22 protein-coding genes and 1 pseudogene are annotated in these 22,193 nt (G+C 61.0%); 19 read left to right on the forward strand and 4 right to left on the reverse strand.

Annotated elements, in window-relative coordinates; genetic code table 11:
* Window positions 1–48: 48 nt before the first annotated feature.
* Window positions 49–465, reverse strand: a pseudogene (locus EV648_RS45220) (hypothetical protein); the annotation flags it as partial.
* 115 nt (window positions 466–580) lie between these two features.
* On the opposite strand from EV648_RS45220, the gene EV648_RS16595 reads away from it, so the two are divergent.
* Entirely contained in the window at window positions 581–934 is a 354-nt protein-coding gene (locus tag EV648_RS16595) for a dihydrofolate reductase family protein (RefSeq protein ID WP_132291606.1), read from the forward strand.
* Here the strand turns inward: EV648_RS16595 and EV648_RS16600 are convergent.
* The 3 genes from EV648_RS16600 to EV648_RS16610 are packed head-to-tail and all read right to left on the reverse strand — an operon-like array spanning window position 904 to window position 3,550.
* The gene (locus tag EV648_RS16600) at window positions 904–1,557 is read right to left on the reverse strand and encodes a response regulator transcription factor (protein ID WP_132291609.1); all 654 of its coding nucleotides are present in this window, start codon (window positions 1,555–1,557) and stop codon (window positions 904–906) included. The genes EV648_RS16595 and EV648_RS16600 overlap by 31 nt on opposite strands.
* Window positions 1,554–2,666 (reverse strand): sensor histidine kinase, encoded by a 1,113-nt coding sequence (locus EV648_RS16605; RefSeq protein ID WP_132291612.1) that lies wholly within the window; start codon window positions 2,664–2,666, stop codon window positions 1,554–1,556. The genes EV648_RS16600 and EV648_RS16605 overlap by 4 nt, the downstream gene beginning before the upstream one ends.
* An 11-nt stretch (window positions 2,667–2,677) precedes the next feature.
* Complete coding sequence (locus EV648_RS16610) at window positions 2,678–3,550, reverse strand: hypothetical protein (protein ID WP_132291615.1); 873 nt, start codon at window positions 3,548–3,550, stop codon at window positions 2,678–2,680.
* Window positions 3,551–4,409: 859 nt separating this feature from the next.
* Between EV648_RS16610 and EV648_RS16615 the strand changes: the two genes are divergently transcribed.
* The 18 genes from EV648_RS16615 (at window position 4,410) to EV648_RS16700 (ending at window position 22,176) form a co-directional block, all read left to right on the forward strand.
* A complete protein-coding gene (locus EV648_RS16615; RefSeq protein ID WP_158294001.1) occupies window positions 4,410–5,468 on the forward strand; it encodes a DUF4365 domain-containing protein in 1,059 nt (352 codons plus the stop codon).
* 421 nt (window positions 5,469–5,889) lie between these two features.
* Entirely contained in the window at window positions 5,890–7,563 is a 1,674-nt protein-coding gene (locus EV648_RS16620; RefSeq protein WP_132291621.1) for an Eco57I restriction-modification methylase domain-containing protein, read from the forward strand.
* Complete coding sequence (locus EV648_RS16625; protein WP_158294002.1) at window positions 7,556–8,263, forward strand: PaeR7I family type II restriction endonuclease; 708 nt, start codon at window positions 7,556–7,558, stop codon at window positions 8,261–8,263. Before EV648_RS16620 ends, EV648_RS16625 begins: the two co-directional genes overlap by 8 nt.
* A gap of 236 nt (window positions 8,264–8,499) precedes the next feature.
* The gene (locus EV648_RS16630) at window positions 8,500–9,900 is read left to right on the forward strand and encodes a Fic family protein (RefSeq protein WP_132291627.1); all 1,401 of its coding nucleotides are present in this window, start codon (window positions 8,500–8,502) and stop codon (window positions 9,898–9,900) included.
* Window positions 9,901–10,816: 916 nt separating this feature from the next.
* Entirely contained in the window at window positions 10,817–14,974 is a 4,158-nt protein-coding gene (locus tag EV648_RS16635) for an NACHT domain-containing NTPase (RefSeq protein ID WP_132291630.1), read from the forward strand.
* A gap of 235 nt (window positions 14,975–15,209) precedes the next feature.
* Entirely contained in the window at window positions 15,210–16,058 is an 849-nt protein-coding gene (locus EV648_RS16640) for a phosphoribosylaminoimidazolesuccinocarboxamide synthase (RefSeq protein ID WP_370452720.1), read from the forward strand.
* Between the two features lie 2 nt (window positions 16,059–16,060).
* Window positions 16,061–16,252, forward strand: coding sequence for a hypothetical protein (locus EV648_RS16645; protein WP_132291633.1), 192 nt, complete (start codon window positions 16,061–16,063; stop codon window positions 16,250–16,252).
* Window positions 16,253–16,322: 70 nt separating this feature from the next.
* Window positions 16,323–17,066 carry a GntR family transcriptional regulator gene (locus tag EV648_RS16650; RefSeq protein WP_132291636.1) on the forward strand — a complete coding sequence of 248 codons (744 nt, stop codon included), beginning with the start codon at window positions 16,323–16,325 and terminating at the stop codon, window positions 17,064–17,066.
* 160 nt (window positions 17,067–17,226) lie between these two features.
* Window positions 17,227–17,547: a hypothetical protein gene (locus EV648_RS16655; protein WP_132291639.1), complete on the forward strand. Its 321-nt coding sequence runs from the start codon at window positions 17,227–17,229 to the stop codon at window positions 17,545–17,547.
* Window positions 17,548–17,597: 50 nt separating this feature from the next.
* Window positions 17,598–17,945, forward strand: coding sequence for a hypothetical protein (locus EV648_RS16660; RefSeq protein WP_132291642.1), 348 nt, complete (start codon window positions 17,598–17,600; stop codon window positions 17,943–17,945).
* A gap of 122 nt (window positions 17,946–18,067) precedes the next feature.
* Entirely contained in the window at window positions 18,068–18,919 is an 852-nt protein-coding gene (locus EV648_RS16665) for a hypothetical protein (RefSeq protein WP_132291645.1), read from the forward strand.
* Window positions 18,912–19,748 (forward strand): FtsK/SpoIIIE domain-containing protein, encoded by an 837-nt coding sequence (locus tag EV648_RS16670; protein WP_132291648.1) that lies wholly within the window; start codon window positions 18,912–18,914, stop codon window positions 19,746–19,748. The genes EV648_RS16665 and EV648_RS16670 overlap by 8 nt, the downstream gene beginning before the upstream one ends.
* Window positions 19,745–19,954: a hypothetical protein gene (locus tag EV648_RS16675; RefSeq protein ID WP_132291651.1), complete on the forward strand. Its 210-nt coding sequence runs from the start codon at window positions 19,745–19,747 to the stop codon at window positions 19,952–19,954. Before EV648_RS16670 ends, EV648_RS16675 begins: the two co-directional genes overlap by 4 nt.
* On the forward strand, window positions 19,951–20,268 hold the full coding sequence (locus EV648_RS16680) for a hypothetical protein (protein ID WP_132291654.1): 318 nt from the start codon (window positions 19,951–19,953) through the stop codon (window positions 20,266–20,268). Before EV648_RS16675 ends, EV648_RS16680 begins: the two co-directional genes overlap by 4 nt.
* Complete coding sequence (locus EV648_RS16685) at window positions 20,265–20,621, forward strand: hypothetical protein (protein WP_132291657.1); 357 nt, start codon at window positions 20,265–20,267, stop codon at window positions 20,619–20,621. The genes EV648_RS16680 and EV648_RS16685 overlap by 4 nt, the downstream gene beginning before the upstream one ends.
* Complete coding sequence (locus EV648_RS16690; protein ID WP_132291660.1) at window positions 20,618–21,604, forward strand: hypothetical protein; 987 nt, start codon at window positions 20,618–20,620, stop codon at window positions 21,602–21,604. The genes EV648_RS16685 and EV648_RS16690 overlap by 4 nt, the downstream gene beginning before the upstream one ends.
* A gap of 21 nt (window positions 21,605–21,625) precedes the next feature.
* Window positions 21,626–21,814, forward strand: coding sequence for a hypothetical protein (locus EV648_RS16695; protein WP_132291663.1), 189 nt, complete (start codon window positions 21,626–21,628; stop codon window positions 21,812–21,814).
* A gap of 110 nt (window positions 21,815–21,924) precedes the next feature.
* Window positions 21,925–22,176 carry a hypothetical protein gene (locus EV648_RS16700; protein WP_132291666.1) on the forward strand — a complete coding sequence of 84 codons (252 nt, stop codon included), beginning with the start codon at window positions 21,925–21,927 and terminating at the stop codon, window positions 22,174–22,176.
* Window positions 22,177–22,193: the final 17 nt, after the last annotated feature.

Raw genomic sequence — 22,193 nt, forward strand, 5'->3', positions numbered from 1 at the left:
GATCTCGGTGCCGACCACATCCCGCTCTCCAAGAGGGCCAATCGGGGTTCATGGGGTTCTTGCACGCGCCTCTTGAGGTACTCGCGGATCTTCCCGCCAACGTGCGGCCAGTGGTCGCCGAGGCGCATCGGCAGGCTGGGCAGCAGCTTGTTCGGGTGACGACGCCGTCGACGACGAACACCATCGCTTGAGCCGCGGCCGTCGGGCGGGGGCGACGTTCCACCACTTCCTGTCGGCCTCCATCTGCACTGTCTCGTCTGTCCGGTTTCGCCGAAGCGGCGGTTCGTGTCGGCATCGACCTTCGGTCTGCTGTTGCGGTGGACGACCAGCGCGCAGTCGCCGTGGGCCGGGGCTGAGGTAGCGGTACAAGGCTCTCCCGACGTTGAAGGCGGTCGCGATCTCGTCGACGGTCAGTTCGCCGGTGTCGTACAGGCGCTGGGCCTGATCGAACTGGTGCGGGGTGAGTTTGGCGGGGCGGGCCGCCGGTGCGGCCGCGGGCCCGAGTCATCGCGCTCTAGTAGCCGCATCGCACCACGGCCTGCTCAGGTGGCGAGCGCCTCGGTTCGGCGATATTGCCGGGATGAGTGAAGGAGATCTTCAGGACGGCTGCAGTCTCATCCGCGCGACGCACCGGTATGGCGACGCCAACCGCCCCGTGCATCGTCGGACCCGATTCGCGCAGGCGAAGGTGGCCGCGGGCGACAAGTACGTCAACGTCCTCGGCGCCAACATCGCCAGACAGTGCCTCGAAGCCGGCGCCCTGGACGAGATCCTGGTGTGCATCGCCCCGGTAATGCTCGGCGACGGCGTCCGCATGTTCGACCATCCCGGCGGCCGCCACATCAAACTAGAGCGCCTGACCCAAAGCGAAGCGCGACTCGCTACAAACCTCTGGTTCCGGCGTCAGCTAGGTCGGATGAGGCGGTGTTCGTAGGCCCAGACGACGGCCTGGACGCGATCGCGCAGGCCTAGTTTCGTGAGGACCCGGCCGACGTGGGTCTTCACGGTGCCTTCGGACAGATAGAGTTCCGCCGCGATCTCCGCGTTCGACCGGCCCTGGGCCAGGTGCAGCAAGACCTCACGTTCCCGCTCGGTCAGCGGGGCGAGCGGGTCAGGTCCGTCATCCGCGGGCAGGTCGGGTGCGACGTGGTCGAGCAGACGCCGGGTCGTCGACGGGGCGATCACGGCGTCCCCTCGGTGCACGGTGCGAAGAGCGGCGAGGAGCTCGTCGGTCGTGCCGTCTTTGAGCAGGAAGCCGGACGCGCCGGCCTTGAGCGCCGCGAAGGCGTATTCGTCCAGGTCGAAGGTGGTCAGCACGATGACGCGGCTGGTGGCGCCGGGCCGGGCCAGCAGCCGCCGGGTCGCCTCGACGCCGTCCATCCGCGGCATCCGTACGTCCATCAGCACGACATCGGCGGCCGTGACCGCCAACTGCTCCAGCGCCTGGCCCCCGTCCGCGGCCTCGCCGACGACCTCGAGGTCCGGCTGCGCGTCGATCACCATCTTCATGCCAATCCGGACCAGATCCTGATCGTCGACGATGAAGACCTTGATCATGCGCGCCCCTCCACCGGGATCCGCGCCTCGACCCGGAACCCACCCTTCGGGCCCTCACCTGTGGTCAGTTTCCCGCCGATCGCCGCCACCCGCTCCCGCATCCCGAACAGTCCGTGCCCATCGCCCGGTTCCGCCGCCGGGCCGTTGCCGTCATCAACGACCGTGACCACCAGCGCCGCAGCCTCCCAGCTCAACGTCACCACGGCCTTCGCCTGACCTGCATACTTGACCGTGTTGGTCAACGCCTCCTGAATGATCCGGTACGCCGTCAGCTCGGCCCCCGGGCCCAACATCCCAGGCGTGCCATGCTCGACCAGCTCGACGGGTAATCCCGCAGGACGTACCCGGGCAAGGAGCACCGGCAGTTCCGCCAGCGTGGGTTGTGCCAGCTGCTCGGCTGGGCCGGTTCGCAGCACACCGAGCAGGCCGCGCATATCCGTCAGCGCGCGGCGCCCGGTGTCCTCGATGACAGCCAGAGTATCGGCGGCGCGATCCGGAGCGTACTGGCCGCCTTTGGCCTGATTCACCATCACCGACAGGGAATGCGCCACCACATCGTGCATCTCGCGAGCGATCCGGGTCCGCTCGTCCAGGACTGCACGGGCCGCTGCTTGCTCGGCCCGGTCCTCCAGCAAGTGCGTGTAGGCGAGCTGTGTCCGCCGAAATAGCCCCATGCTCCAGGCAGCGGCAACCACTGCCAGCAGCAGGGCGAACAACATCCAGGGGTTCGGGCCGAGCTCGGCCGTACGCACGCTGTCGTCGTACGTGAATCTCATGGTGACTATGCCCGCGCCTACAGTCCCAGTGATCAACCCGAGCCACCGCCAACCGTACGCAGTACAGGCGAACAGCGAGAGGGGGAACACCAGCACAGACGGCATCACCAGGAACAGGCCGGTCACTGCTGTCTGACAGGCGAAGGCGGCACACACTACGCCGTGCGAGATGAGCGGACGGGCACGGCGGAACGCGAGTGCTACATGCGCGACCAGAGCCGCCGCAACCAGCGCGACGGCTCGGGGTCCAGGGACCGACAGCGCGGCCACCACCGAGGACAGCACTACAAGCGGCACGCCGACCACGAAGGCCAGCAGGGCATCGGTACGCACGAGAGTCAGTCTCACCGATCAACGGGCCCAGTGGCTCGCTGAAAGGCCAGCGTCGCTCCACCAAGTGTCAGACCGAAGACCAGCCAGGACAGGTACACCGTGCCGACAGCAACCAGGCTCTGCGTGTCCCCGAAGTCGACAGGCCCGTCTGTGATGCCTAGTAGCTGGCTAGCAGTGCCGAAGACCATCAGCGCAGCCATGCTGACCAGTGCTGCGGTAGCGAACCAGGCAGGAGCCAGGACAAGCCTGCGAGGCAAGCGCCGACCCCAGGACTGAGCCAGAGCCAGAGACAGCGAGGCACCAGCGACCAGGCAGACCAGCTCCATCACCGGGAATCCCTCGGTGTACACAGCAGGCCTCGCAATGGAACCACCGAGACACCAGTACAGCTTCAGCATCGGATACGGGAAGCCGACTGCGAACGCGGCATAGCCGAGCCAACTGCTTCCCCACTGTCGCGGTGCCCGTCCGTCTGAGGTAGCCCGCTGGTAGCGCAGCGTCCCGGCACCGACAACAGCCGCAGCGAGCAGGCTGACGAACCGGCGGAGCGCCCCAGGCCAATCCACCTGGGCAAACTCACCCGCGGGGATGCCGGTCGCCCAGTAGAACGCCCGGAACGCGTCCAGTACCACTCCCCCTGCCGCCCAGAGGAACAGCACCGCGCCTGTCCAACCACAAACCAGAACCAAGCGCCTGGCTGTCAACAAGGCCGAGCAGACAGCCAACACAGCAGCCACCGCGGGCACCCACAGCGGGGCCATGCCCTTGTCGTAGTGCACCTCCTGCGGCAGCACAGCACTAACCGCCACCGCAGCAGCGCCCACCCCGGCCGGCAACACCAACCTCATCGCCGAAGACCGGCGAAACACCTCAGTAGTAGTCATGCCACGACAATCCCGCGTGAACACCCGCCCGCACGTCTCCCCCCGGTCACCACCAAGCACGACCTCAGAGGTATTGACACAAACTCAAATTCAGCGGCGGTTCACCGTCGCCGCGGCGATGGTCCCGGGACGACTACATCGGCCGTAAGGTCCGAAACCCAGCGGCCGCCAAAGCTCTCGGGGATGCGCTGCGGCACATCCATGAGGACGGCCTGCAAGCGCCGGAAGGTCCTGCGAACTAGCGACGAGTCTGGTGGCCGAAATCGGCAATCAGTTGAGTAAGTGTTGAGTTGGGCCTCTGAAGTTCATCACTCCAGAGGCATATTGCCTGGTCAGAGAGCCGACGAGGGGACTCGAACCCCTAACCACCGCTTTCTGGGCGCTCACTTGCTGTTGTTGGGCGTTGATGCTCAGATCCCTTGCTACACAGGGATCCCGGTTATGTGAGCATTTCGTCGATGGTGGGCCTCGATCGTCGTTTCGCGTTGAAACCCATGGGCTAAACCATGGGCGTCCGTCGCCGGCCGACACCTCATTGCTCGGTCAGGTTCGGAGGTCACTCCGCACCGGCCGTCTCGCGCTGCTTCGGGTCAACGGTGTTGCTGTAGCCGGTTGCAGTGCGCAGCGGCCGCTGAACAGGACAGCATGGGAGTCCGGCGTCTCCGCTGGTCAAAACGGGTCGCTATGCGTCGAGTATCCGGTGCTTCGACATGCGGCCTGGCGGGTTGGATGCTCTTTCCTGGTCACCAGATGGTCCCCGGCTGCCTCACTTGTCTCCATGTCTCTATTCGGTCAGAGTCTGTGGTCATCGGTTGTCGGTGGCGTTGCCGGACGAAGCGAGGCTCGTAGCATCGTGGCTATGACTACCCCCGACGATGCTGACGGCCCCATAGTCTCCGATACATGGGTTACGAGCCAAAAGGCCGTCAATGCATTTCAGAATTTCTGTCTAGATCAGCGCTGGGTGTTCACTGAGACACCAGAACAGACCGATTTTGGTAAGGACGGCTATCTGGACTTTTCCAAAGACGGTCGCCTGACTGGCCAATGTATCGCTCTCCAGATCAAAGGCGGTGTCAGCTTCCGCAAGCGAGACGGATACATTATCCCTGCGGATCGGCGGCGGCGTACGTTCTGGATGGAGTCCAGTGTCCCGGTCTTCGGAATTGTATGGGATCCAGTTGACAGCGGGCTGTATTGGACAGAACTGACTGAGCCTCTTCGCCAGAAAGGCATAGACACGACGCTTCGGATTCCCATCACCAATCGACTACGTGTTGAGGCTCTCGATGACTTTCTTGATGCGATGTGGCGCTCGACTACGGGGCCAACGATCGCTCTCGCCTTCGGTTCCGATGATGCTGAGCTGCAAGATGCGGCTGCTTATGATTGTTTTGGCCTCGGTCGAGCCGATGCGCGGTACCTTATCCTCCTCCGCAGAGTTATGTTCGGTTTGCGGCCGACTGCGCTCGACTGGGCGATAAAGGTCCTCAATTACTGCTCGCTCAACGGCGACAATTCCTACCGGTCGGAGTGGATGAGTGAGAACAATCGAGCCACCGTCAGAGAACAATTTACCTGGACCGTTGACGAGGCAATCGAACTTCTCGACCGGACTCCCGATGAGGAGGGATTTCAGCGAGGGACATTTTCATCCTGCATTTACTGGCTGATTGTTGGAACCGACTTCAATCGTCCGCGCTACGTAGATCTCACAGAGGCCGCGACGCTTCGTGCTGCGTCTAGTGGCCGTGAGCACGCAGCAAAGTGGGGGTTAGTGCTCCGTGTGTATTGGGCGGGCGAGGACGGCTTGGAGGTGTTTAAGCGACTAATTGAAGCTGAGCCGGTACTGGGCCGGTCGGACGTTGCCCGACTGATAGGTCAGACCCTCAATGATCACGGTTACATCAGCCTCTGAACACTCAATGCCTATATGCCGCTACGCCAGGCCCGAAGCTTCTGTGTGGTGCTCGCAGCGTGCGAGGAGACCGGGATGCTCAGGAGCTACCGTCGGACTGTCCCGGAACGTCGCCCGCCTCGGTCGCCGCGCCGGACTCTCAGGCGGCCCGGCGGCCGTCCTACCCCTCTCCTCCGCTACTCGATTGGGTCGAGCAGGGAAGTGGTGAGGGTCATCTCATCTGACCTGAGCTTGAGTCTCCTGGTGGTTATCCACCGGACCGTTCGCATGACGCGTAAGTGTCAACTTGAATGGGCCACTAGCCGATGATCGGTCTCATGCCCTCAGCGCCGACGATGGCTCGGAGCGCCCTGGCGACTACTCAACGGCTTCTACGCGCCGCTGGACGGAGCTGTCCTTGCCGGCCTCTAGAGTGGCGCACATGAGCAGAGGCGAAGCCGCGGTGGTCGAGCAGAACTACGGCGAGGTATTTACCCGCCGCTGGGTAGTGGATGCTCTCCTTGACCTGACGGAGTACAAGGTGGAGCGAGACCTGGGGGGCTTGACCTTGGTCGATCCGTCGGCTGGCACTGGCGCCTTCTTGCTAGCGGCAGTCGAAAGACTTCTTGACAGCGCTGCCGCCCATGGTCGCGGATGGGAGACCCTGGGACCGGCTATACGCGCCTGGGAGCTGCAGGCTAGAAACGCAACGGAGTGTCGTCAGGCGCTCAGGTCGGTACTCGTGAACAGGGGCGTTACTCCCGCCACTGCTGCCGACCTGGCCGAGGCTTGGGTCGTTGAGGGAGACTTCCTGCTTCCTGACGACGACCTGATCAGTGTGGGATCGGGGACCGTCGAGGCCGACGTCGTCGTTGGCAACCCGCCGTATATCAGGCTGGAGGACGTTCCTCCCGCGCTCGCGGCCGACTACAGGCGCCGGTGGCCGACCATGGGAGGACGCGCCGATATCTATGTGGGTTTCATAGAGCGCTCGTTATCGATCCTTCGGCCCGAGGGGCGAGTCGGTTTCATCTGCGCCGACCGCTGGATGCGAAATCAATATGGCGCCGGCCTTCGGCGCCTCGTTTCAGGACGGTACTCCGTCGATGCGGCTTGGGTGATGCATGATGTCGATGCGTTTGAGGCCCAGGTCTCGGCATATCCCGCGATTACAGTTCTACGACGTGGCGAGCAACGGGCTGTCATAGCCGCTGACACCACAGCGGACTTCAATCCAGGCAGCGCTACAGAGTTGGTTAAATGGTCGCAACACGATAACACCGCCGAGTTCGCTTCGACTGGAGTTGCAGCGTATCGATTGCCGCACTGGTTCCCAGGTGAAGAATCGTGGCCAACTGGTTCGCCCGGCAGGCTACGATTGATCGAGCACCTCAATGACCATTTCCACCCGCTCCACGATGCTTCCACCGGCACCAAGGTGAGCATTGGCGTCGCAACGGGGGCCGACAAGGTCTTCGTCACCACGGAGACGGACGCCGTTGAGCCTGACCGTTTGCTACCTCTCTCAATGGTTCGCGACCTCGCCAGTGGCGAGTTCCAGTGGTCAGGCCACTATCTCGTTGATCCCTGGGCCCCCGACGGCAAGCTCGTCGAGCTTGAGCGCTATCCACGACTGAAGACTTACCTTGAGACGTCGGGAGCTGGCATCAAAGATCGCCATGTCGCCAAGCGATCGCCGCATGCTTGGTATCGGACGATCGACAAGGTCGATCACAGTCTCACTAAACGGCCTAAACTGCTGATCCAAGACATGCGGGCGTCCATCCACCCCGTGCTGGAGCCGGGAGGACATTACCCTCATCACAATGTCTACTACGTGGTCTCTGCCAAGTGGGAGATGGAGGTTCTGGGCGGCCTCCTCCTGTCACGCATCGCTCAGGCTTTCATCGAGGCGTACTGCGTCAGGATGCGGGGCGGCACTCTGCGATTCCAGAGTCAGTACTTGAAGCGGATCCGTGTACCGTCACCTGACAGCATCAGTGGTGACACGGCTGACGCTCTACGCACCGCGTTCCAGCGACGCGATGTGGACGCTGCGACAATCGCCGCGGCGGCCGCCTATCAGATCGACCTACAGGACTTCGACCTTGACTGAAGACGCTCCAGATCCGACACAAGCTGCTGTATCCATCTTCTGGACCAGGCGAGAGGACCAGATTTCTCGTCTCGCAGACGGCGGTCTCAATGGCGGTGCGGCCCGAGCAGGCGGCCACATGAACGGCATCCGCGACCTCGTATCCCACATCTTTATCGAGGCCGGAATGCCACGGGAGTCGATCGTCTATGAGCCGTTTCTCCCCGGTTACTACCGGCCACACAAGAAGTGGGATATGGCGGTCCGTTACAAGGGAACGCTGGTAGCCGCATTGGAGTTCAAGAGCCAAGTGGGCTCGGTTGGAAAGAACATCAACAACCGTTTTGAGGAAGCGTTGGGCAGTGGTACCGACACGTGGGCTGCCCAGCGCCAGCACGATGCGTACGGCGAGATACCGCCGTGGCTGGGATACGTCTTTGTGCTACGCGAGGACAAAGAAACGGAGGCTCCACGCCGCACCCAGAAGACACTGTTCCCGGTCGACCCTGCTTTCGACGGCATGTCGTACAACCAGCGCTACCAGGAAATGCTGTCCCGTTTCATGGGCGACAACATTTATCAAGCTGGATGGTTCATCACGACGGCTGTCGATGAGATGGGTAGGGTGACCTACTCTGAACCACTGGCTACCGCAACAGGGAAGAGCTTCCGAGTTGCGGTCAAAGGGCGCGTCGACTACGTCCGAAGTGTCCTGGACTAAGCGTGCGACAGGACATAGCACAACACCCGCCGTACGCGAGTTTCATCTGGCACGGGGCAAGGATCTGAGGATACGATCCCACCAGAAACGGCGATCAGCGGGGCACGAGCTGACGCCTTGTCGGCGCTTGTCCACAGAAGGTCGTTGACACGCACGTGTCACCTACCGCTGTGCGAACATTTCGCCCTTATCGTGAGGTCACACATAGGCGGGCTAGCAGGGGGTTAGGGACTAACATGGACCAGGCGCTAGAAGGATCGCCTTATCTTCTAGAGGTTGATGAACAGACTGCGAAGCAACTGCAGAAGATTCTTTCTGACGAGGAAAAGATCGCTCAAACTCTGGATGCCGTAAGGAAGGACCTAGCCCAGTTCAATCTCAACGAGCTCGGTCAGGTTCAGCGGACGCGAGAAGTTTACGAAAGCAATGCAATCGAGGGCGTTGGGCCAGACCTTAGGCGAACTTGGGAAATTTTGACTTCTGATCGAGCCAATGATGTATCCGAAGACTATGACCGCCATCTCTTCACCGACGCGATCGTCGGTGATCCAGACATGGTGGCAGTGCTCGGACTGGATGGTGCGCGGGTTCTTGCACAGCGCCTTCGCGACGGCATTGGAGCCGGTCGCACCTTGGCCGAATCCGATATCCGATCCCTCCATCAGATGGTCTGCGCTGGTGAAGATCACGCAGGGAGCTACAAACGGTGGCATGTGAGAATTGCTGGTGAGAATTCTCATGAGCCACATCTTCCTATCGATGTGAGTCCAGCTATGTTTGAATTGACCGAGTGGTTCGCGAAACCGATGGCCGGGAGCGCAACCCTTAGAGCCGCTGCGGCTCACGCGTGGCTGACGCATATCCACCCGTTCGAAGATGGCAATGGTCGAATCGCTCGACTTCTAGCTAACTTTGCTCTCGGCCAAGCGGGTTTGCCGCCAGCGATTGTGAAGCACGCGAGCCAGCGCGGGGAGTACCTGGACGCACTTCGGCTCTCCGACACGGGCGGCGATATCTTGCCACTCGCCAGCCTCTTCCAGAAGACGATTAAACGCTACGCTCGAGAGGTCGGTAGACCATCTTTCGTACGGAGGGTTTTCCAGGAAGAGTTGCAGAGTCGTGGAAACTCGTTCTTCGATTGGTGGTCCAATCAATTTCTTGAATTTGCGTCGCAGCTCAACGGTGAATTGGCGCTCTCGGGGATGAGAGTCGACCATCTTGGCATGCTGGACCTGCAGTCGTTTCGGTTAATTCAGGCTAGAGATTCGACCGGAAATACCTGGTTCGAGTTCGTCCGAAACCGAGAGGATCGCGAGATCCTAATCTGGTTTGGCTACCCGAGTGAGACCATGCGCGGCAGATTGAGTGAAGATTTACTTTCTCCGTCGCTGTATTTTTCTGTTCCTCATGGAAGCTGGAATCGCTTCCAGCCATACCGGAAGGCAAGGCCGGTCGAATTGAGCGGACTCACTGAAGTAATGATTGCACCAGACATGAACACCAAAGTGTACGCGATCAGAAACGGTCAACTTCGCATCGGCGGCCTTTCTGATGGGGCTGCCGAAATATGTTCCATACTTGTAAGCGGTCTCAAATCGGGGTTAATTCACAAACGTTCTGAGAACGTCAGCAGATAAGCAGCCGCAGTTGACGGCTACGTGTCAATGGCACGGGCAGTCCTACCGCATCGTCCCGATAGCTGCCGACCTTAGGTTCGGTTCGGGTCGGGTCCAGGGTCGAGCTTGCTCGATCGCGGAGCGACGCCGGAGGCGCCCTTGATGCGGGCCGGGCCGGACCGTCCCTCCCATGATTGCTAGCGGGGCGATGCGGTAGCTCAGGATCAGACGGCAGGCGCGTCTGGACCACGGCGGGCCAGCAGCCGGCCGATTGGCGAGTAGGTACATCGACAGGGTGTCGATCGTTGATGTGGACTTCCGCTGTCCGCGACCGGCACCCTTTGGCACGTGCGCGCCAAGCCAACGGGGGGACGGGGACGACGAGCCCTTAGGCGAGGAGCCGGAGGCTGCCCCGCTCCCCCGGTCCTGTGGTGGCGGCGCGCTTTCGGGCCCTGGAGGGCCCGTCTTGAAGACGTAGAGAAATTTGTCAGGAAGCGCTCGCGGCGATGCTCTCCTTCAGGGAGGGACATGCGCGGCTCGGTGATCCCTGTCAGTTTCCGCCTGGACGTCGGAGCTTGGATTGCAACAGATGCCGGTCGCCAGAGCCCCGACCGGCTCACTCAACCTCGCAAGCGCCGAGGCCTGCGGTTCTCCTCGTCAGTACTGGCCGCACTCCGACGACTCGAAGCAGCAGCTGCGAAGTACGCACCAACCGCCATGGCTACGTCATCAAGCACAGTCGAGGAGACTGCCGTCTGCCTGCCAGCTCGATCAGTGCTGGCGATGACCCTAGGTACCCGCCTTCTATCAGAGCCGTCGATGCCTACGAATACAAGACGCCCACCGGTTTTGCACGTGAAGCGCAGACGATCGCCGCACAGATGTCGTAGAGTTTGCCACTCATCTCCGCCCCGCACGTCTTTGATACGGAGGAAACATGCCCCAGTATCGGCTCAACTCGCTCGGAGCAGACGAGTTCGAGCGGATGGTGCAGGCACTGCTGAAGGAAGTTATCGGAAGCGGGACGATCACCTTCGGCACTGGCCGAGACGGCGGCCGAGAGGCTACTTTCTCCGGAAAGGCACCTTATCCCTCCACAACAGAACCGTGGTCCGGAGAGTGGATCTTCCAGGTCAAATTTCACAACACGGAACTGGTCGGCGTTGACAAATCTCGCAAGGCGATTGTCAGAGAACTCGACGCGGAACTCGACAAGATCGTCAACAAATACAAATTGCCGTGTGACAACTACATCCTCATAACAAATGTTCCGCTTTCCCCTGTCGCCGGATCTGGAACGCTGGATAGAATTGAACGAACATTCAGTCGATACCGAGATAAGATCCGAAACTGTGCAGTTTGGGGCAGCGACGACGTTTCTCGCCTTCTAGAGAAGTACCCTGCCATCCGGACCGCGTACCTCCACCTCATAGTTCCCGGCGACTTGATTGCGCAGCTTCTCGAAGAGAAGAATCGCTCATTGGACGAAACAACCACGACGGTTCGATCGTACCTGCAAGTTCTCCTTGGGCGTGAAGAAAATGCTCAACTGGATCAGGCTGGAGATGTCTCGGAAGAGCCTGTTCGCCTTCAGGAAGTCTTCTTTGATCTAGATTCCGATGTCAGGTATCTCCATCGCAGCATGTCCAGTAAGCTGCTGGCAATAGCAGAGGAATCGTATGGGCAAGGCCGCAGCGGCGATCGTGTAGCGATGGCTCGTCTCCTCATTTCCGAGAAGGTGGACAAAGTAGTCCTGGTCGGCGGTCCCGGCGAAGGGAAGTCGACGGTTGGTCAGTATGTAGCGCAACTTCATCGAGCCAACCTACTTGGTCGTCTGGAGGAGATAACGGACGATGAAAGGTACTTTCCGGTACTTCCTCGAATTCCGTTCCGTATAGTTCTACGAGACTTCGGACAATGGCTCGCAGAGCGGTCCGCGCATGCCCAACCATTAGACGCCGATACCCTCGACTCGTACATTGCAGAACATATACAAAAGGTAACTGCTCGCGACATATCTGTCACCGAGCTGCATCGGGTTATTAAAGAGAATCCGGTACTATTCATCCTTGACGGCCTTGATGAGGTAACGGACCCCACCCTTCGAAAACGGCTACTCGAACGACTGGGCGAATTCACAACGAAATGCGAGTCGGTACTCAAGGCGGATCTTCAGGTCTTTGCTACCACACGCCCAACGGGATATGTCGAGCAATTCGATCCAAAGAGCTACATGCACTTCAGCCTCGCGAGGCTTGAGCCCGAACAAGTTCGGGATTATGTCGAGAAGTGGATCGTTGCGCGGAACTTGGATGAAGGGAAATCTTCAAGACTCAGGGAAAGCATTGGAGAATGTCTGGCTGATCCTCAAATCCGACTTCTTACCAACACCCCCTTGCAAGTCACCATCCTCGTACTAATTATTTCGGCGGGCGGCAGCCCTCCTAGGCAGCGCGAAGCACTCTTCGACGAGTACCTAGAAGTGATCTATAAGCGCGAAACGGCAAAAGGCCGTAATATCATTCAGTCCGAGAAAGAGTTGCTGATCGGACTCCATAAGTACATAGGGTACGTTTTGCACGAGGAAGCTACCCGCGCTACAGCCATGAGCGCCGCCCTGGAACGTCCCGAATATATCAAGCTGGTCGACACATTCCTTCAAGCACAGGATCCCTATTCGCCTGTGAGTGTTCGAGAGTCTGAACTGCGTGCGATCACCAAGGAGGCCGGCGAGAGATTAGTCTTGATTGTCGAATCCCCTGCGGATATCTTCGGATTCGAACTAAGATCCATTCAGGAATTCTTCGCCGCATGCCATCTCACAGACACGTCCCGAGATACTGATCAGCGGTATCGCCGATTTGAAGCGATCGCGAGGACGGCACACTGGCGGAACGTCGCGTTGTTCTTTGCTGGACGAGTTGGAAGAAACTACCCTGGCGAGGCAGCCAATGTTATCGAAGTTTGTAGATCCATTGATAGAGAGGGTAACGATCGCTTCGTTCGGCGTGGAAGCTTGCTTGCTCTAGAACTCGCCGGAGATCGCGCTTTCGGACCAAACCGCCGACTCCAGAGAAGCTTGCTTGAGCTTGGACTTGAAGTGCTTCGCAAGTCGATTTCTGGTCTGCGGCTCAGCGCGGTAACCGAGATGCTTCGCCGCCTCCCGCCTGAGGACATACGGGATCACGTAATCCCCGTTGTTGAGCAATGGATAACAGATCTTTCTCCGCAACGGCTCATCAGCCTTGTGTATGTCATGCAACAGGTATCGCCCGGAAGCTCGTTACTTCCGAGGCTAGTTAGGCGAGTGGCTGAATCACCTGCGCAGCGCATCGAGCTCTTGAGACTGATCATGAGGTCGGATGTCAAGCCGGTCGCCGATGTGGTTCGCGAAATCGTCGATCAACTGGAAGATGAGACGATTGGCTCCGTTTGTGTGGGTCCACGATGGTTGAACACTGCTTCTGACCTAAACTGGCTGGCCGACGCGGGCGTCTCAGAGGAGAAACTCAACCGGGTCATTGAATACACGATCACGGGTCTCCTCGGTATCGGCCCGACGGATAAACATAGAGAAACAATCATAGGCAAGCTAACTGATCCTTGGCCTGAAGACGTTCTGCAGACGCAGACGCATGCGATCTCTATATTGACTGCTCTCGTGCAGTTGGGTCGCCCATCGGCACGCGGGCAGCAAGTTGTCGGACTAGATAGTCGGGCGATGCGGCGGTGTGCTGAGATCATGCCATCATCTATCCGCGACGGAAGAATCGACGACTTTGCGGCCTCGACCGGTCTGCTTGAGCCAAGACTTGCAGGGGCATTCTGGCTCATCCACCTCTTGCTCGGAAATGTCGACTGGTCATCGATAGCACGCTTCGACCAGTATTATCGCGAACGCGGCAACGAGAATTGGTTCCAGAAGCTGATGGCATCGTATCCAATTGAGATATCTCCAGCTCTAGATTTCTACCATTCGGCGCAACTGGCAGGAGACAAGGACGCGATCGAATATTCCCGAACAGTCCTTAGCAAGTATGGAGGACTGGATGGCGCGATCGCTTGGAGCAAGGCAAGACTAACGACCCTAACGCGACTTCGTGGCCGAGACATAGCTGAACCTGAGCTGCTTCTCCGGCTTGATCATCGGACCCCTTCCAGGTCTCAAGCGGCTCCTGCCGAAGAAGTAGCCAACGAGGTGGATCCACAGCTGATCGACTACGCTGCGCTTCCTGCGGTAGCACCCAGAGGTGCAGGCCTGCGCTTAGAGCGGGATCAGTATATGTTCATCGTGAAGGGCATTCGCAGTAGTAAAGTCATGACCAGGCCGAAGCGAATGCTTATCCGGCGCTTGCTTTCGTATGGCCGCCCGCGAGTACCCGTTGAAGCGATTGACACAATTCTTGCCTATCTCCTTTCCCGCAGAATCGGTAGTCGCGAGGCGGACTTGATTGCCTGGGTGCTAACTAGACGCTTAGCGGAGTCTGTCCAGATATCTGAGAGGCTTCTGGATCGCTCACTAAGCGCCGTGGCAAAAGTTCCTCCGACGCGAAGTGTCTACCTTCCGGTGGGGAACAGTCCGCAGAGGCAGAGAGCTATATTGTCTCGGTTACTGCCTATCTCGACCAAAGCCGGATCAAGTAGGCATATCCGAGGCGCCCGGCTGATCATTCAGTGGCTCGCATCCAGTACAACGGCCGAGGTCCATGCGAGGCCGGCAGAACCTAAATTCAAGGGCTTCACAGAACTCCATCGCCAGCTTTTGCGGTCTACTGCTTCTGATGCGCGCCTTGCGGGAGCTGCTCTATTTAGCTTGAGAAGCCCTTCGGCACCCGAAGATTGGACACTTCTGGGATCCATCCTGCTTAACTGTTCTGACGGATCGGAAAGCGCCGTACTCACGGAGAGTGTCGGAGTTGCCACTTCATTTACTCGTACGCCTCATAAATGGATCTCTTTCCTTTCATCACTTCTGGAGCGCGAGCTTGAACTCCGAGCAGAGCTGGCTGAGTTTCTGGCCGATCGCTTGGATGCACTCCTTGCCCTTGACAACCAGAGCCTTGAGGATCAGGAGTCGGAGCTTGAACTCCCCTAGAGGTGTCCGCCAGCCGGAAGGCGTAGAGCAAAGCAACTTGACCCCCCGACATCGGGGCGCACGGGTGAACGGTCCCGTCTACATACAGTGATTGGGGCTAGACAGTTCGCAAACTTTGTCAGGTGGGCCACTCAGGAACTAGTCGATCGGACCGTCACCGGCTCCGCTGCCCTTGAGGCACGATTCGCTCTGGAGCAAGGCCCGAGACAGACCCAAGATTGGGTGTGCTAGAACAGTGACTGTGGAGCTTCTTCATCAGGGCAAGGTTCGCGATGTGTACAGCGATCGGCCTGGGGAGGTGATCCTCGTTGCGACTGATCGAGTGTCGGTCTACGACGTGGTGTTGCCTACGCCGATCCCTGACAAGGGCAAGCTGCTGACGAGTCTGTCGTTGTGGTGGTTTGAACAGCTCGCGGACGTGATGCCGAACCATGTCATCTCGAGTACCGATGTGCCGGCCGAGTTCGCTGGACGCGCGGTTCGGGTTCAGCAGGTGGACATCATCCAGGTTGAGTGCATCGCCCGCGGCTACCTCGCTGGGCTTGGCTGGGATGCCTACCAGGAGACCGGCAAGATCTCTGGACTGTCGATCCCTCCTGGGCTACGAGAGGGCGACAAGCTCCCCCAGCCGGTGTTCACGCCGACCACGAAGACCGCGCCTGAGGATGGGCACGACGAGCCGATGACCTTCGAGGAGGTCTCGGAGGCTGTTGGCCCGGAACTGGCTAAGACGCTTGAGGCGAAGACGCTCGAACTGTTCACCAAGGCCTCAGAGATCACCTCGGCACGGGGGGTGCACCTGGCAGACACCAAGTTCGAGTTCGGCCTCGCAAACGACGGAACGCTAGTCCTGGCGGATGAGGTTCTAACGTCGGACTCGTCGCGGTACTGGCGGGATGAGGACTGGAAGCCGGGACAGCGGCAGATCTCCTTCGACAAGCAATTCGTGCGCGACTGGGCGCGTGACCTGGGTACGTGGGACAAGACACCCCCGGGTCCGGAGATTCCGACGGAGGTTGTTGAGGAGACTCGGGCTCGTTACGTGGCGATGTACGAGCGCATCACCGGACTGAAGTGGGAGTGACCATGGCGACTTGGGAAGAGATCCAAGAGGCTCGCCTACGCGAAGTGCTCGAATTGCAGGCAGCGCACCACAGGCTGCTGGCCGCTAAGGAGCAAGGCGTCAAGCCCGATCCTGCCGATGTCGAGGTAGCTCGGTCAGTAAAAGCCACCGGACTGGGCGGCATTGACCGGGTCAACGCGCGGGACGATTACTAGACCCTGACAGGGCGCGGCATCTATGCTGGCGGTGTTCTAGAACACCGATTGGAGAGTTTGAGGTCTAGTCATGACGCCGAAATTGGTGCGTCCTGCACCGCCGTACCTGCAGATCGCGACCGAGATCCGTAACCGGATCTCTAACGGCGACCTGCAAGCAGGCGATCTCGTCCCATCGGTACGGGCTCTCATGCGGGACTACGGAGTCGCCATCGCGACCGCCCAACGGGCGCTCTCCACCCTGCGCGCTGAGGGGTATATCCGGCCTGAACGCGGCGTCGGGAGCATCGTCACTACCGAGGATGAGCGTGGCCGCGCCGCCAACGACCGAGTCGACAAAGCACGTCGAACCGGCAAGGTCTATCCCACCGGCCAGTACGCGAAGATCACGGAAGCCGTTCTCGACAAGGCCTCTGAGCAAGTCGCGGACGCTCTGGGCGTGAAGGTTGGCAGTCCTGTGATCCGGCGAGTGCGCGTCACGTATCGCGCTGATGGGAAGCCAATTTCGGCATCGAGCTCGTACTTCAAGGGCGACCTTGCCGAACGCGCTCCCCTGCTACTCAGCGCGGAGCGGATCCGCGAAGGCACCTTCACTTATATCGCGAGCACGCTCAAGCGGACCGTGGATGCCTGGCAGGACCAGTTCGAGCCGATGCTCGCTACGCCTGACCAAGCTGCACGATTGGGCCTCGACGAAGGCGCCCTCATCATGTCCGGCCGGAACTGGATCTACGACGACTCCGGTGACGTCCTGGAGTACGGCGAGAGCATCACGTATGGCCGCGTGACCTACCGCGGCCGGCTAGGCGAATAACGTCTCCCGCCTGCGTACACGTTGACGCGTAAGTGTCAACACTGTGTGATCACTTCGTGACCTTTGGTGCTTGTCAGTTCGAAATCAAGTGTTCTAGGCTCTGAACTAGAACACCTGCTCAATCGGAGTGGGGTCGGACGCCTTAGAAGGGGCGATTCCTATGAAGCTGACCATCGACACCACGGGCAAGACGTTCACGGTCACCAAGGCGGTGGAGGAGAAGAAGGACCAGAACGGCCGGCAGAAGGCTGACCGGAACACCAACGAGCTGCTCTGGCAGGTTCAGGTGATGGCGCTCGACGAGACGGGCGGCGAGGTGATCAACGTAACTCTGGCGGGCAATGCCATGCCGAAGATCAACGTTGGCTCCGTCGTCGTACCGGTCGAGCTGGAGGCCATGCCGTGGGCCACCAACGGGCGGAACGGTGTCGCGTACCGGGCGAAGACTCTCAACGCGCAGGCCGCTGGCAAGGCTGCCTAGTTCTCCACTCGTCCCGTGATTTCGTGCAACTGCTCAGCTAAGGGGTAGTCATGTCGCAACCGATGGAACACCGAACCATCACAGCGAATGAGGCACGGACCGAGTACCTGGTCAAGTGCAACGAGATCGTCGAGATCGAGATGGTGATCGTCCTGCTGGACGAGAGCATCGCCAACTCCCTGAACCGGGCGGAGCCACTTGTTGTGGTGAGCAACGACGCCCTCGCCGTGTACGCGTCTGACGCGTTCTGGCAACTGTTCGACCTGTACCGCGAGGCCTGCAACCGGCGCCTCGATCTGTACGCCGCACGCGACTACGCGTACGCGGTCTGGAAGTCGGCTTCGTCTGAGGCCGCCGCGGGTGACGCTTACGTGTCAACGCCGCCGAACCACCGCTAACCCAAGAACGGCCCCCCGAGGGGCCGCTCCCTGGAACACAGACACGGGGTCGGACCCGGCCTAGGAAACCAACCCGGCCTCGTGTCTTTCCATCTCACCAACCCTGAGAGGGAGGGCGAGTCATGCCCAAATCTACCCGTTCGAAGTCGTCTTGGCGACAAGGTCGCCGCGGACGCCCCACCGCCATCATGCCCGGAGCGGTCGAGACCATCACCCGCCCGAATCAGTCGACCCCGGTCGTCATCCTGCTCAGCCTGTGGCGCTGGCGCTGGGAATTCACCGTGCTCGCCGGACTGGTCTACGTCTGGCACTGGCACCTCGCCTCGATCCGGACCTTCTTCGCCGACACGCTGCCCGCCTGGGTCGCGGTGGTGTTCCTGGTCGGGACCTTCTACTGGCTCGTCGCCGACACACCGGTACGCCGGTTCCTGCGCAACCGGATGTGGTGCGTCATCACCCGCCACCGCGTCAGGGCCTGCCTGGTCGAAACCCGGATGCTCAACTACTCCGGCAACCTGCCCTTCATCGTGGGCTGCTTTTCCACCAAGACCGGACAGGTCGTCTGGCTGTGGATGCGCCCCGGACTCTCGATCGAAAAGCTCGAGAACCAAACCGAGACGCTGGCGTCTGCGTGCTGGGCGCGCTCGGCACTCATCGCCCGGTCGCAACGCAACGCCGCCCTCGTGCGGATCGACATCGATCGCCGCGACCCGCTGGCGAACAAGAACATCACCTCGCCACTGCTGCACGACACCAGCGGACTGCCCGAAGCCGCAGTCGACGAAGACGCGCTCCTGCCGTTCATCACCCCGGAGACCGTCCCTGCCGAGTCCACCACCCCACCGCCGACCAAAACCGGCACCTCTGGTGAGACCCGCACCAAGACATCCAAGACCAAGACCAGCGCTGCCGTGAACGACGGCAACATCGTGATCTTGGGCGCAAACGGAGAAGACGTGTCCGACTATGTCTAACCGATTCCAGGTGTTCCCCCGGCGCACGCCGGGGGCCACCCCCGCCCCCAGGGGCTCCCTATCGATCTACTCCCCGGCCTACCTCGGCGTCGACACCCGCGGCCGGGCGGTCTACGTGCCACTCATGTACCGCAACATCCTGCTCGGAGGCGAGCCCGGCTCCGGCAAATCCGTGGCACTGGGCAACATCGTCAGCCACGCCGCACTGTGCACCGACGTGGACCTGGTCCTCATCGACGGCAAACTCGTCGAACTCCTGCCCTACGCACCGGTGACGAAAGACTTCGTCGGCAACGACATCACCAAAGCACTCCGGGTCCTTCGCGACCTGCAAGCCGAGATGGACAAGCGCTACCTGCACCTTGCCCACACCGGCCGCAAGAAGATCACCCGCCAAGACGGCTACCGGGCAACCCTGCTGGCGATCGACGAACTCGCCTACTTCACCGTCACCGTCGGCACACCCCAACAACAAGACGAGTTCAAAACCCTCGTCCGTGACCTCGTCGCACGCGGCCGCGCCGCAGGCATCATCGTCGTCGCCGCCACCCAGCGGCCCTCGGCAGACATCGTGCCCACCTCACTGCGCGACCTGTTCAGCTACCGGCTCGCGTTCCGCTGCACCACCGATTCCAGCTCCGACATCATCCTCGGCACCGGCTGGGCCAAAGAAGGCCACTCCGCCAAGGACATCTCACCCGACACCCTCGGGATCGGGCTGCTCCTGGCAGAAGGCGGCATCCCCCGCCGCATCAAAGGTGCCTTCCTCACCGACAACCACGTCAACCAGCTCGTCCGCCGAGCCGTACACCTGCGCAGGGCCGCATGATCGGCGTCGAAATCGCCTTCGACACGGGCTTCGCAGCCCTGGTCACCACCACCAACGACTACGCCTACGTCCACGACTGCGGCTACATCGTCGTCTCGGCCACCAAGCCCACCGGCTGCATCGACTGCCGAAGCCACCACCGCCAAGCCCTGTCCAACCACGGCCAATGGCACCAGCTCTACATCCGCTTCGAGGAGGGCACATGACCTACCACGACCCCGACGGCAACGAACGCGAAGACCGAATCATCGTCGGCTACGACTTCGACAACAACGCCGTCACCGGCATCAACCTCACCTGCAACGGCGTCACGCCCCAGGTCGTCATCGACCTCGGCGGAAACCCGGTCGAGATCGAACTCGTCACCAACTCCGTCACCGCGATCAGCGAACTGATCGACGCCCTCTACGAAGCCCGCGCGCTCCTCGAAGACCACCAGGTCGCCCACGCCACCCACACCGAGCAATGGACCGACGGCCCGCTGTACGTCCCCGAAGAGTGGAACGGAGACAAATCGTGACCAACCACAGCCAGCAGGTCCCCGACGGCCCTGTCAACCAACCACCCCGCGGCTACCTGCCGTCATCCGCGCAAGAGGCCATACTGCTCGACGCACTCTCCACCGCGGGCGTCGAACTCGGCAGCTACGACCTGGCCATCGTGGGCTGGACCGCCAACTGGGACTGGTCCACCGTCGCAGTCATCACCAGCTGGATCACCCGGACCCGCCAATCCATCCAGGACGAACCAGACACCCAGCGCAGCTGCGGCTGCCCCGGGGACTACCACCTCCACGACTGCCCCACGCTGCGGCCCACCTCGGAGTCTGACCCCGGCGACATCGCCGACGCCTTCTACCAGGACCAGCCATGACAACCACCACAACCCCGACGCCGGCCACCACTACCAAGCTGACCGGGCTGACCGGCCACAACACCGCCGCCCTCACCGGCCTCACCGGCTGGACCGTCGCCAAGACCACCGCCACCTACAACGGCACACCCACCGCCGCGCTCGAGTCCGTCCAGCAGCGTATGGACGAAGTCCGCGCCGCCCAAGGCGGACGAGCCACCGGCTACCAATCACTCATTGCCGTACGCAACAAACTCCGCGAATCCAAGACCGGGGCGAGCCACCCGGCCGTCACCGTCACCATCAAGAAGGCCAAGAAGCAGACCACCCGCGTCGGCTCACCCAAGGCCCGGCTGACACGAAGGCGTCAAGACGACTTCACCGCCGCCCAACTCGTCGGCGCACTCGAAGACGCCTGGACCGCCATCCGCGCCAACCACCCCGAAGTCCCACCGGCCGTCATCGTTGTCGGCTCCGGCACCGCCACCCGCCAAGCCAAACACGGGCATTACGCCCCGACCCGCTGGCAACACGGAGACAACCAACTCGCCGAGGTCCTCATCTCCGGCGAAGGACTCAAACGACCCGTCCCCGAAGTCCTCACCACCTTGCTCCACGAAGCAGCCCACGGCCTGGCCAACACACGCGAGATCAAGGACACCAGCCGCCAAGGCCGATGGCACAACGAGAAGTTCGCGACCCTCGCCAAAGAACTCGGACTCGAACCCACCAAAGACCCCAAGCTCGGCTGGTCGCCCTGCACCCTGCGAGACGAAACCACCAAGGCCTACGCCCAGGTCATCACCGACCTGACCAAAGCACTCAAGGCCTACCGCCACCCCGAAGCCATCGGGGCCGGCAAAGAGAAGAACTCCAACAACGCGGTCGCCTGCGCATGCCAATGCCCACGCCGCATCCGCGTCGCCAAAGCAGTCCTCGAACTCGGGGAGATCACCTGCGGCGTCTGCGAATCAACCTTCGAACCAGACGACACCAACACCTGAACCAGAAAGGGCGGATCAACCATGACCCGGTACGCCTACACCCGCGACGACGACGGAACCCTCAAGCCCATCCGGCTCTACCTCCACAACGGCAAGCTCTTCACCGAAGACGGCGACATGATCATCGTCTGCCGAGACTGCAGCGAACCCATCACAAGCACCAACTGGAACGGCCGTTGTCTGCCGTGCCATGAATCAGCCGTCGGCTGACAAGGAACCACCCCCGGCAGTTCGTTGCTGGCTCCCATCCCCGGAAGGCGACTCCCGGGGGTGAGGGCGAACACCGAACCACACCACCCAGCAACCGAAGGGACCCACCGATGAGCATCGACCTCAACGCCTACGCCGAACTCACCGCCCACCGCGCCGTCGCCGACAACACCTTCCTGTGCGACTGGGTCGCCGCCGAACACCTCGGCGACCACGACTGGTGCCCCACCGTCCTCGAACCCGGCGACGACTACACCGCCGTCGTCCTCGGCGAAACCACCGTCGGCCGCTACTGCATCGGCTGCGGCTACCACCTGTTCGGAAGCCCAGAACTCGAACCCGCCTCAGCACCCACCGTGTGACACGTAACCGTCAACCC

The sequence above is a fragment of the Kribbella sp. VKM Ac-2568 genome, from assembly GCF_004345365.1.
Lineage (GTDB): Bacteria > Actinomycetota > Actinomycetes > Propionibacteriales > Kribbellaceae > Kribbella > Kribbella orskensis.